Origin of the sequence: Pseudoalteromonas sp. SR45-6, from assembly GCF_014163545.1 — a bacterium.
Lineage (GTDB): Bacteria > Pseudomonadota > Gammaproteobacteria > Enterobacterales > Alteromonadaceae > Pseudoalteromonas > Pseudoalteromonas rhizosphaerae.
On record NZ_JACJDM010000030.1, the window covers coordinates 24,110 to 37,231 of the forward strand.

The following is a 13,122-nucleotide window of genomic DNA, read 5'->3' on the forward strand; positions in this document are numbered from 1 at the left end:
TAGTAAATGGCGTTTGCGCAATGGGCAGCCTTGCCTTGGGTAAAATCTCAAAAAGATAAAATTCAATGGGGGCAACTCACTGGCAGTGGTTTAAGTATTGCCATTGCACAAGGAGTTAAACAACAAGCTGGCTTAGTGCTTATTGTTACCCCTGATACACCCAGTGCATTGCGCCTTGAAACAGAGTTGGAGTGCTTGCTCCCCGAGCATCCAGTAATGATATTCCCTGATTGGGAAACGTTGCCTTACGATCATTTCTCACCCCATCAAGATATAATTTCATCGCGCTTAGCCACCTTAAATACTTTAAAAAAAGAACAACAAAGTGTATTAATTGTGCCTGTGTCTACCTTGATGCTACGTACCGCCCCTGCTTCGTTTATTTATGGTTCAACCATTAATTTTAAAGTCGGTGATATTCTCGATACCCACAAACTTCGCAGTAACTTAGAGCAAGCAGGCTATTTACATGTGCAACAAGTCATGGAGCATGGTGAATACGCCATTCGTGGCTCGATTGTTGATTTATACCCAATGGGCAGTCCGCATCCATTTAGACTCGATTTTCTTGATGACGAACTTGATACCATTCGTTTATTTGATGTTGAAAGCCAACGCTCGGATGAAAAAGTCGATAAAATTGAATTACTACCTGCTCATGAGTTCCCTACCAACGAAGCCGATGTTGAACGATTTAGAATAAACTACCGTGAAAAATTTGGTGCCAGCTCATCGCAAGATTCCGTGTATATGCAAGTGACCAAAGGCAATTGGCCTGCTGGTATCGAATATTATATGCCGCTGTTTTTTGAGCAATTAGCCACTATCTTTGATTACCTGCCAGATACTGCAACAGTGATGCAACTGGGAGATTTAGAAGATGCTGCGGAGCATTTTTGGCATGATATTAATGTGCGTTATGAAAACCGTCGAGTCGATCCACTGCGCCCGTTACTTGAGCCAGTTGCACTTTATCAACCCATTAATGAACTGTTTGAAAATTTAGGCAACTTTGCTCGCATTCGGTTATCGCAAGCAAAACTCGCGACAAAAGCAGGCAATAAAAATCTAGTCACCAGCGAGTTACCCGCAATACGCATTGATCATAAACTACATGAACCCTATCAAGCATTTATAAATTATGTAGCAGCGCAAAAGAAACAAAAAGGCCGTATCTTACTGTCAGTAGAATCCGATGGTCGCCGTGAATCTCTGCTCGCTATACTTAAACCCAGTGGCTTAAAGTTTAAAGAGTTTTCATCATTCGATGAATTTGTAAATAGTAGTAGCGATGTTGGCTTAATTGTCAGCCCACTAGAACAAAGTGTGGTACTTGGTACAAAGCCCGCATTATCCATTGTTACTGAACAAGAATTACTTGGCATTAAAGTATCGCAGCGTCGCCGTCGTAAACATAAATACGAAGCTAGCCAAGATGCGCTCATCCGTAACTTAGCTGAACTTAAAGTTGGCCAACCGATTGTACACTTGGATCATGGTGTAGGCCGCTACCAAGGTCTGCAAACGATTGATGCGGCGGGACTGATCACTGAGTTTGTAACCATTACCTATGCCAATGAAGCAAAGTTGTATGTGCCAGTGTCAGCCCTGCATATGCTCAGTCGTTATTCTGGTGGCGAAGAAGCCAGTGCACCGCTGCATAAACTGGGATCTGATGCTTGGGAAAAAGCGAAAAAACGCGCGGCGGAAAAGGTACGTGATGTGGCCGCTGAATTACTCGATATTTACGCCCAGCGCCAAGCAAAACCGGGGAATGCCTTTAAACTTGATGGTGCTGCTTATCGCGTCTTTAGCGATGGGTTTCCATTTGAGGAAACTGACGATCAGCGTAACGCTATCGAAGCTGTGCTAGGTGATATGCAAAGTAAACAAGCAATGGATAGGTTAGTCTGTGGTGATGTAGGTTTTGGCAAAACTGAAGTTGCGATGCGCGCCGCCTTTGTTGCTGTAAACGACAATAAACAAGTAGCCGTTTTAGTACCAACTACCTTGCTTGCACAACAACACTTTGAAAACTTTAAAGATCGATTTGCCGACTTACCCATTGAAGTCGGTGTGCTGTCTCGCTTTAATTCACCTAAAGAACAAAAAGACACCCTAGAAAAAATGGCTAAAGGTACCTTGGACATCGTCATTGGTACTCACAAATTGATCCAAGCCGATATTATATTTAAAGATCTTGGCTTGCTCATTGTCGATGAAGAACACCGGTTTGGGGTACGTCAAAAAGAGAAGATAAAATCACTGCGTGCCGATGTTGACATTTTAACACTCACTGCAACACCTATCCCACGTACATTAAATATGGCCATGAGTGGTATGCGTGATCTTTCAATCATCGCTACCCCTCCTGCAAAACGCTTAGCGGTTAAAACATTTGTTCGTCAACGCGATGCAGATTTGATCAGAGAGGCGGTATTGCGGGAAATAAAGCGTGGTGGCCAAGTATACTTTTTACATAATAACGTTGAAACTATTGACCGCGTGGCAGAAGAAATTAGTGAGTGGGTACCTGAAGCAAGCGTCGCTTCTGCCCATGGCCAAATGCGCGAACGTGATTTAGAACAACTGATGAGCGAATTTTACCACCAGAAATACAACGTACTCGTATGTACTACCATCATTGAAACGGGAATTGATATCCCCACAGCAAACACAATTATTATGGATAGAGCCGATAAACTAGGCTTGGCGCAGTTACATCAGTTACGGGGTCGAGTTGGTCGCAGCCATCATCAAGCTTATGCTTACTTATTAACGGGTAATCCTAAAGGGCTGTCGAAAGATGCTGTAAAACGCCTTGAAGCCATCGAGTCACTGGAAGATTTAGGTGCCGGTTTTGCACTCGCAACCCACGATTTAGAGATCCGTGGTGCTGGTGAGTTGCTTGGTGATGATCAATCAGGACAAATGCAGACCATCGGCTTTAGCTTATATATGGAAATGCTTGAGCAAGCTGTGAAATCTCTTCGTGAAGGCAAAGAGCCTACCCTTGATAACTTGCTACAACAACAAAGTGAAGTGGACTTAAAATTAGCCGCTTTACTGCCTGAAGATTATATTCACGATGTGAATGCGCGACTAGGTATTTACAAACGGGTTGCCAGCTGCGCTAACCTAGATGATATGGACGAATTACAAGTTGAGCTGATTGATCGCTTCGGCCTGCTGCCTGATGCAACTAAAAACCTATTTAGTTTGCAACAACTGAAACTCAAAGCCAGCGAATTAGGCATTAAAAAAATTGAAGCAAATCCAAAAGGTGGCTATTTTGAGTTTAGTCAACATACTAAGGTTAACCCTAGCTTCATTATAGGTTTGATACAAAGTGCACCTAAGGTGTATAAAATGGATGGTGCAAATAAGTTGCGCTTTGCGATCGATGAGGCGAATGCCCGCGAACGCTTAAAAATGGTCACTGCAATGATTGCAGATTTCGAAAAAAAGGTTAGCCATTAATGTTGCTTAAAAAATCTCTTATCCTATTGTGTTGTGTATTTAGTAGCACAGCATTTGCAGAACGTTGGTTTGAAGTAGAAGTACTGATATTCAAACAGCGCCCTGCCCCTTATTTGCAAGAGGATTTTAGCTTAGACAAAGAGCCAATTAAGGCTAAGCGTAGCGTTGATTTACTGACACCACTTTATACTGCGCAAGCTAAACAGGAGTGTATCAACGGCGACACTCGCTTTAATTCACAGTCATTAACCGATTCTGTGATTGGTGCCAATCGCTCTAATTTATGTGATGGCAGTATTGACTTCCTACACAGTTACTCAGCACTGCCACTTAGCCCAATAGCGCCTGTTAAAGACGATATGGAGCAAACCTACTTACTTGCTCCCGAACAGCTACAATTTATATCACAACAGCAAGAGCTGGCGCGAAAAGGACTCAAGCCTATACTTCATACCGGATGGCGTTTTGAAGGTGCGAGCCAATCTCGCTCTGAAAGCATTAAACTGTTTGGCGGTAAATTATTACGCGCACCTGTGATTGCACAAACGCCACAGTATACAAATAATGACTTTATTAGTTTAGTCAACACCAATCAGAGCATAGCCCCAGTAGTTGAACAAGCTGCGGATCAATGGGAGCTAGACGGTAGCTTTAATATTTACTTGCGCCATTATTTATTTATTAACGCCAGTTTTGATGTGAATGAAAGACAAGCCAACGGTGAAATCCAACACGCTCGGTTCGCACAATTCAAACGTGTTATAAGTGGCGACATTCATTATTTTGACCATCCTAAAATGGGCATGATTGTACAAATTAGAAAATTCAAACACTAAATAAAGGAAGATGACCGAATGAAAAAGCTTTTAATTATTGCTGCAGCATTAAGCCTAGCAGCTTGCTCAAAAGTAAGCTTAGAGAACTACGAAAAAATCGAAATTGGCATGGATAAAACTGCAGTAGAAGCTATTTTAGGCAGTGCTGATAATTGTGTTGAAAAAACCCTACACACAAATTGTACATGGGGCGATGACAGTAAAAACATTGAAATAACCTTAGTGTCAAACAAAGTATCTTTGTACAGTAAAACTGGTTTAGAAAAATAAACCATTGCAGTAGGTAGTAACAAACTTACTACCTACTGACTTAATATTATTACCACCAATAAACAGGATAATGACGTTTAGGATTGCGTGATAAATTATTAACTAGCAACCCAACTAACAGCATAATTGTCGTACCAAACAACACAGGGCTAAGCACATAGTAATAACCAAGCTGTTGTATACCATTACCACCAATAACCGCAATCAATGCAGTAGCGCCACCGGGAGGATGCAAAGTACGTGTTAAGTGCATAACTGCAACTGATAATGATACAGCCAAAGCACTTGCCAACATTAAATCAGCAGTTAGCAGTTTTGCCACAGTCACACCTACCAACGCGCTGAGAGCATGACCGCCAATAAGATTGCGCGGCTGAGAAAACTCCGCTAATGGCGCACCGTAAACAAGCACTGCAGTTGCACCTAAAGAACCAATTAAAAATAAATTAGTTAACGGATCAAACTGTAAACTTTTACCAATTATAGCAACCAAATAAATGCCCAAAAATGACCCAAGTAAAGACCACATAATTTTACTCATTGGTTTACGTGGTGGACATTGACTGGTTGCGGCCATCCTGGAAATCAGAAAGCGCATATCACTTCCCCTCAAGCTGTGTAAAATGAGGGAGATAATACCTGATAGATAAGAAAATCGACGACAACTTTTATTCCATTTCGCTATAAATAAGCTCAATACTAACAATTTTACTTCTATTTAAAGTGATTTTATAACGCTGATACTTTATCTCTTCGTCATTTTGATATGAAAGCACTACATTTAGTTGATAGCGGCGCTCCACACTTTGTTTTGATATTTTATTACTATCAAGATGATACAGTTTACCTTCGCCTTTTTTTAAGTTCCGCGCAAACGCCGCTAAACTAAACTGCAAGGTCTGTTGCAAGCTATCATAACCAGGTAAAAACTCTTTTGCATTAACCCGAATTTCACTGGCAAAGTGCAGCCATTGCGCTGCTTGTTTATTTTGTTGACGTCGTTTTGAAAATATTTTTCGTACATCCTCTGGAATATGTTTAAAGCGTGTATATTCAAGCCAGATGTATTGTGTAGCTATTTTATCTTTGGTTACACTATTTCGAAATTGAAACCGCCATTTTGGCCGCCCTTTCACAATGGCTCGCCAAATAACTCGTGTTATGTCTTCTTTAAAAATTTCTCGCATCCCGTAAATAGCGCCCAAAATGATCACTAATGTCGCAGTCACTTCGGTAAATGAGATCCGCGCATTCAGAACCACAACCATAACAAGCGCCATTATAATCGCTGTAACGGTTCCTTTAACCAATCGTTTTAAATAACTATTAAGGTAACGAGTATTACGATTTAACACCACACCATGCTCAATCAAACGCTGTAAAAGACGCATCTTATTGGTGATCCGGTTTGCATCCTGAAGGGTTGATTCCGAGTTATATTGCAGCTCATGTCGATAATCTTGCTCGGCTTTACAAAAATTCATCAGATCATTACGCTCTTTCGCGAAATCACTGCTACGAGGCCCTTCGTCAAGTAATTTTAAAAACGACTGCTCAATATGCCAACTCAGATAGTTATCTGCATTGGTATAAAACGAGATCAGTTTTTCATCATCTGGTGTGTAACGCCTTAGTTTTTTAAGTAAGCTTTGACTTTGTTCACATAATTCAATAGCGCGCTGATAAAACTCATCAACTTCTTCAATCTTCAAGGTATCTTTGATATCGGTATCAATCGCTAGGCGGACTTGATAACAATACAAATTGAGGTTTTGCCGATAGTCTTGTTGTTCACCTTTATTTTTACTAACAAAGCGACTGCGCACTAAAGGTAAATGGATATTATTGGCGTTATACGCTAAATACGATTTGAAGTGGTTATTAAAATACGATTCTTCTGTTAACGTTTGCGGATTGATGCCCATTTCATTCGGAATAGAAAAATACATATCAATGCGCTGTTCAGAGCGCGGGCTCAATTCAGGTTCAATTATAAAGGATAAGTTTTCATCCTGTTTTAGCAATCAGCTCTCCTAATAAGTAAAAAGATGCCTCTAGTTTACTGCCACACTTTCATTTGTTCAATAAAAAAAGGCCTAGTAAAAACTAGGCCTTAGATAAAATCAAAGTTACTTACTGATTAAAGTTTAACATTCACACCAGCAAAGAAACGACGACCTAATACATCATATGTGAACGGATCAGTATTTGAATCGTAGTTACCTGAGTAATAAGGTGGTTGTTTATCAAATAAGTTATTTACACCAGCTGAAACACTCACGATATCATTTATCATATATGAGCCACTTATATCGTGGTATACAATAGATGGAGTCGTTGGTGCAATACATTTACCCGGTTCATTACGACATGTAAAGCTATCCATTCCGGCAATATAACGGGCTTCATACGTTGCATCCCAGCTATCACTGCTTGCTGTAAGGTGGAAGTTTGACTTAAGATCTGCAAAACCACCGCTACCATTTGTAACGTAGCCTTGGTAATCAATCACAGCACCAGTGTCTACTACATACTCGTCTAAATATGTTGTATCTAAGCCTGCTTTCCAAGCTACACCTAATGCATCAAATGAATACGCTAAGTTTAAATCAATACCTGATGTTTTTTCAGAACCGATATTACGTAACTGGTTATTAAATACTATACGACCATCTGGACGTATAAATGCACCGGTATTTTCACACAGTGTAGTACCTGTGCCGCTAGGATTAATACATTGATCAACAACGAATTGACTAGTGTAAGTACTGATCGCATTTTCAATTTCAATATCGTAGTAATCTACTGTCATTGAAAAGCCGCTAATCCACTCAGGCTCATACACAATACCGAATGTTAATGTATCAGCTTCTTCTGGAGTTAAAGCTGTATTACCACCAACAGTAACTTCAGCTTGATCGTCTGCGCCAGGGTAAGTTACACCATCATAAGATATTGCTTTACCAGAATACAATTCATCAACAGTAGGTGCACGGAAAGCTGTTGAACGCACAGCACGCATCATTAGCTCGTCTGTTGCTCTCCAAGTTAAACCTAACTTCCAAGTATTATCTGAACCAAAGGTGCTGTAATCAAAAGCACGAATTGCCGCACTTAATTCAACACTTTGCGCTAAAGGTGCATCTGCTAATAATGGAATTGCAAATTCGACATAAGCTTCATCAACATCAAAGCCGCCACTTGTTGGATCGATACGAGGATCATTACCTAGACCTTGTGCAGCAATTGAGTCAGGATCTTGCCATGCTTTTTCTTGACGATGCTCTACGCCAGCAGCAAATGCAGCATAACCTGCAGGTAGTTCAAACATCTCACCAGACAGTGAACCAGCAACGATAAATAACTGGCTGCCACCTGATTCTTGTTCTTTGTAAATATAAGGATTTACATTTGCTTGAGCCCAATCAGCTTCATTTAAAGGATTAAATGTGCCAGCATCTACGGCCGCTTTTAACGCCGAAACATTGTGAAGATTGCTGGTTTTACTTACTGAATCGTTACGACCAAAATTTGCAGAAAGATCCCAAGAGTAATCATTAATTACACCTTCAGCACCAACAACTATGCGCACAGTATCTACAGTTTGGGTGTAGTTACGAGTACCACTTTCGCTCATACGACGACGGTAGCTAATTGGGTCACCTGCAGCGTAGTTGGTTGGCGTTGTAACATAATCACCATTTGCATCTTCTACAAACGCATTATTAACAACTTGACGTTTATCATACGTTTGGCCTAATAAGCTATTACCCATAGTGCTTGGATCGTAGTTAAATGCAAAGTTAATTGGTTGTGGAGCTAACTGCTGCTCTGACCAACGTTTAGTATAAGTGAATTCACTGAAGAAACTTGTATCGTCGGTAAGTTCATATGTACCAAGACCCGTAATATTTAAACGATTCATTGGTGTATATAAATAGCTACTTTTTGAGTAGTTGTATGCATCAGCTGCTGTTGTGTAGCGATGTAAAGTACCGCCTAGTCCACTTAAACCACTGTCGTTAGCAACACCTGTTTTCTCTAATTCACCATCTTTATTTAAGATATCAGCCGTCACATTACTTTGAATGTGTCCACCTTCGCTGAATGAAGAACCACCACAATATAGGCCATTTGCGCCTTCTAGTAGTGGGCAGCTTGAGAAGTCACGATCACTTTGGCTTGCTTGGCCACGATTAGTGTACTGAGCACCAAAAACAATGTTACCTTTATCAAAAGAAGTACCAACTGTAAAATCAATTGAATTTTCAGTTGCATCATGCTTTGAAGTCATTGCAGTGTTTACATTTAAATCTAAACCTTCAAAGTCATTTTTAAGGATGATGTTTACAACACCTGCCACAGCATCAGTACCATAAACAGCAGAAGCACCATCTTTAAGTACTTCAATTTGCTTGATCATTGATACTGGAATAGTGTTTAAATCAACGGTAGACGCTGCACCAGTCCCTGAGTTGATCATACGACGACCGTTAACAAGCACTAAAGTACGTTGAGAACCTAAACCGCGAAGGTTAATCGATGCGTTACCGCCAGATCCATTATTAACACCAGGGTTTGTCATTGCGCCGCCTGTAGCGGTCATCTTTTGTAATACGCTATCGATGCTTGTTGCACCCATTGCTTTAATATCATCGGCGCCAATTAATGTAACTGGGCTAGCGGTTTCCATATCTGAACGCTTAATGCGAGAACCCGTTACTTGAATTTTTTCGATAGTTTGCGCCGCATTTTCAGCTGCTGCTACTTGCATTGTTGAAAACATAGGAATAGCTGTGACAACAGCTAAGCCAATCATAGATTTTTTCATGTGAAACCCTACTTGTTGGAGAAATACCTTGCTCAGGTAGCGCTCGTTTTATTTGAGAATATCGAGTCAGCGATGGCAACTTAGGCGGATTTAACTGAATGAAATCTGAATGAGTGGTCAATAATTATCTTTGTGATTATTGATAAACCTGCAACAGGTACGTTAGTTAATGAATGTTTCATTGTTAACTAGTTAATACACTTTAAGTTCATAAACTTAAGGACAAACAAAAACATTTTAAACATGTATGAAATCAAACTAATGGATTTTGTAATTATATGTAATTAACGTATAAAAAATACCTAAATCAGAAAATTTCACAAGTTAATCACATCATTTTATTAAAACTGCAAAACTGACCAACAACTGCTAACCATAGTTATGCAATAATTTTGCGTATTTAAGCTCTATGCAACTTTTTTGATAGCAATGTAGTGGTTTTTAGCTTTGTTCATTGCAGCTTAATGTCAAAATAAGGTGGTTTTATGCGCACTCTATAAATTTAACTGAAAATATAAAAACGAGGCGAGACTTAAACTGAAAACTCTGATTTACAAATAGATACTCAACTTAATGTTTAGCGTATTATTTCAGTAAATATTGCTTTGAAGTGTTTTGATGGGTTAAAGGTTCAATTAAAAAAATGGGTCCAGTGCATTATTAATGCATGAAGTCAGCTAATACTTAGCTAAAGAAGGTACCAAAAATTGCGTGTATGGATGGGTAGAATAATTGATAACGAACGTTCGTAACTCTATACTCTAAGCTTCGGGTAGCAAACTTCTTAACCAACAATCCGATTTAATATGAATTAAACTGATATCAATAAATCGCATCAAAGTAATAAAATATCTGCTTAAATTGGCCCTGTGGATTTTTAACTTCGAGTGTCAACTTCCAGGTCATATTACGCTCGGAACAAATGCCAACCATACCTTGCGCGACTAAAATATCATTACGCGGCTCAAACAACACTGGAATATATCCCATATACATAGTGATACCTTCAAGCTTAGCACTGTGAACTAACAATGTGCTTGGTAACGATAAATGTATTTCAAAAGGCGTCTCTGGTGTTATTTGTTGCTCACTCAACCAAATTTTCACCTGATTATCATACTCGCATAACTGATTTGGCCGACAACTTGCATCTTGGGTTTGCGCTTCTATACTTAGCGGTTGTGGGCCACACGCCATTAACATATGCAATGCGCTTAAAAACACAACTAAAAGCTTAATTGGCATAGTATTCCTTAGATAAATTAAAGGCCGATACTAATCAGCGTACTGTTAAAATACAACCACTGAACAAAATTCTTACACAAATGTACAAAAGTGTGTCAAAAAATAGCCAACTGCATGTGAAAAATTGATTGATGTCATAATTTTATGCAATTGACCTATCTTTTTTAGGCCAAAAATTTTATCATTTCCCCGCAAAAATAAGGGTTTCTCGAGTTTGTTTTCTGAAGCAGTCAAGGCATTGAGGGTTTTTTGATAACATACTTGAGAATAATAGTAGGCCCCACTTTATAAAGTGGGTAATTCATTTCTAAACGCATTTATTGCAGCGGAAGCCAGAAAATGAGCCAAACAGTAGCATCACAAACTGAGTACAACTATAAGGTTGTACGCCAATTCGCTATTATGACAGTGATTTGGGGCATCGTTGGCATGAGTATTGGGGTTCTGATTGCTGCCCAATTAGCTTGGCCAGCACTTAACTTTGATACACCATGGTTAACATACTCTCGACTACGTCCGTTACACACGAACGCAGTTATTTTCGCATTTGGTACCAGTGCACTTTTTGCAACATCTTATTATGTTGTTCAACGTACTTGTCAAACGCGCCTTCTTTCCGACAAATTAGCCGCCTTTACATTTTGGGGCTGGCAGTTAGTTATCGTACTTGCGGTTATCACTCTACCTCTAGGTATAACAAGTTCAAAAGAATATGCTGAGCTTGAGTGGCCAATCGATATTCTAATCGCTATTGTCTGGGTTACCTATGCAGTTGTATTTATGGGCACCATTGCTAAACGTAAAGTGTCTCATATCTATGTTGCTAACTGGTTCTATGCTGGCTTTATCATTACTGTTGCAGTACTTCATATTGTTAACAGCATGGCAGTACCAGTATCACTGACTAAGTCATACTCAATCTACGCCGGTGCAGTAGATGCTATGGTTCAGTGGTGGTACGGTCATAACGCTGTAGGTTTCCTATTAACAGCTGGTTTCTTGGGTATGATGTATTATTTCGTGCCTAAACAAGCTGGTCGTCCAGTTTATTCATACCGTTTATCAGTTGTTCACTTTTGGGCATTGATATCACTGTATATCTGGGCTGGTCCTCACCACTTACACTACACTGCACTTCCTGATTGGACACAAAGTTTAGGTATGGTGATGTCAATCATCTTATTCGTTCCATCTTGGGGTGGTATGATCAACGGTATCATGACGTTATCTGGTGCATGGCATAAACTACGTACTGATCCAGTACTACGTTTCTTAGTTGTATCGTTGTCTTTCTATGGTATGTCGACCTTCGAAGGCCCAATGATGGCAATTAAATCAGTTAATGCTCTTTCTCATTACACTGATTGGACTGTTGGCCACGTTCACTCTGGTGCGCTTGGTTGGGTTGCAATGATTTCTATCGGTGCTATTTACCACCTTATCCCTGCGTTATTTTCACAAGGTCGTATGTATAGCGTGAAACTTGTTAATACACACTTCTGGTTACACACTGTGGGTGTTGTACTTTACATTGTAGCAATGTGGATCTCAGGTGTTATGCAAGGTCTAATGTGGCGTGCAGTAAATGCCGACGGTACATTAATGTACAGCTTTGTACAGTCGCTACAAGCATCACATCCTTTCTATGTTATGCGCTTCTTAGGCGGTGTATTCATCGTCACAGGCATGCTGGTTATGGCTTATAACGTTTACCGTACAATTTCAGCGAAGAATGATTCGTTGAAATTAGATGCGCAAGCACAATTAGCATAACGGAGTGAGATGATGAGCAATAAAAATTCACAAAACAAACATGAAATAGTCGAAAAAAATATCGGCCTTATGGCTATCTTGACTGTTTTTGCTATCAGCTTCGGCGCATTAGTAGAGATCACTCCACTGATGTTCCAAGACGATACAACAAAGCCAGTGGATGGTTTACGTCCACTAAACGCGCTGGAAATGGAAGGCCGCGATATCTATGTACGTGAAGGTTGTTATAACTGTCACTCACAAATGATCCGCCCTTTCCGTGATGAAGTAGAACGTTACGGTCACTACTCTGTTGCTGGTGAATCAGTATGGGATCACCCATTTCAATGGGGTTCTAAACGTACTGGTCCTGACCTAGCACGCGTAGGTAAACGTTACTCGGATGACTGGCATTATGCTCACTTAGTGAATCCACGTGCTGTGGTTCCTGAGTCAAACATGCCAGGTTTCCCTTGGTTAGCAGAGGATCGTGTTGACACTAGCCTTACTCTGAAAAAGCTTAAAATTTTCCGTGATACATTTGCTATTAATCCACAAAACCCAGCTCACCCTGGTTTAGGATATGGTAGTGATGAAGAACTAATCGCTGATGTTGCTAAAGTTGATGCAATGAATGACGGTAAAGGTGCGACAGAAATACAAGCCCTTATCGCTTATTTGCAACAACTTGGCACGCACTTGAAGTAA

General features: G+C 40.1%; 9 protein-coding genes. 5 read left to right on the forward strand and 4 right to left on the reverse strand.

The features are described from left to right. The first annotated feature begins 6 nt into the window (after positions 1–6). From mfd to H5158_RS13535, 3 genes are read left to right on the forward strand one after another with little or no spacing between them, the layout of a single operon-like run. Complete coding sequence (mfd, locus tag H5158_RS13525; RefSeq protein WP_182718579.1) at positions 7–3,480, forward strand: transcription-repair coupling factor; 3,474 nt, start codon at positions 7–9, stop codon at positions 3,478–3,480. Continuing rightward, entirely contained in the window at positions 3,480–4,316 is an 837-nt protein-coding gene (locus H5158_RS13530) for a peptidoglycan binding protein CsiV (protein WP_182740238.1), read from the forward strand. Before mfd ends, H5158_RS13530 begins: the two co-directional genes overlap by 1 nt. Before the next feature lie 18 nt (positions 4,317–4,334). Continuing rightward, a complete protein-coding gene (locus H5158_RS13535) occupies positions 4,335–4,586 on the forward strand; it encodes a DUF3862 domain-containing protein (RefSeq protein WP_149982381.1) in 252 nt (83 codons plus the stop codon). A 49-nt stretch (positions 4,587–4,635) separates the two neighbouring features. On the opposite strand, the gene H5158_RS13540 is transcribed toward H5158_RS13535, so the two are convergent. The 4 genes from H5158_RS13540 to H5158_RS13555 all read right to left on the reverse strand — a co-directional run bounded on the left by H5158_RS13540 (position 4,636) and on the right by H5158_RS13555 (position 10,662). Beyond that, entirely contained in the window at positions 4,636–5,184 is a 549-nt protein-coding gene (locus H5158_RS13540; protein WP_149982382.1) for an HPP family protein, read from the reverse strand. A gap of 70 nt (positions 5,185–5,254) precedes the next feature. After that, positions 5,255–6,610: a hypothetical protein gene (locus H5158_RS13545; RefSeq protein ID WP_182740239.1), complete on the reverse strand. Its 1,356-nt coding sequence runs from the start codon at positions 6,608–6,610 to the stop codon at positions 5,255–5,257. 116 nt (positions 6,611–6,726) lie between these two features. Further along, positions 6,727–9,417: a TonB-dependent receptor gene (locus tag H5158_RS13550; protein WP_182740240.1), complete on the reverse strand. Its 2,691-nt coding sequence runs from the start codon at positions 9,415–9,417 to the stop codon at positions 6,727–6,729. A gap of 822 nt (positions 9,418–10,239) precedes the next feature. Then, positions 10,240–10,662, reverse strand: a complete 423-nt coding sequence (locus tag H5158_RS13555; protein ID WP_259398507.1) for a hypothetical protein — start codon at positions 10,660–10,662, stop codon at positions 10,240–10,242. A 339-nt stretch (positions 10,663–11,001) separates the two neighbouring features. On the opposite strand from H5158_RS13555, the gene ccoN reads away from it, so the two are divergent. Together ccoN and ccoO are read left to right on the forward strand one after the other, a co-directional pair. Then, positions 11,002–12,435 (forward strand): cytochrome-c oxidase, cbb3-type subunit I, encoded by a 1,434-nt coding sequence (gene ccoN, locus H5158_RS13560; protein WP_149982386.1) that lies wholly within the window; start codon positions 11,002–11,004, stop codon positions 12,433–12,435. A gap of 12 nt (positions 12,436–12,447) precedes the next feature. Further along, on the forward strand, positions 12,448–13,122 hold the full coding sequence (gene ccoO, locus H5158_RS13565) for a cytochrome-c oxidase, cbb3-type subunit II (protein ID WP_149982438.1): 675 nt from the start codon (positions 12,448–12,450) through the stop codon (positions 13,120–13,122).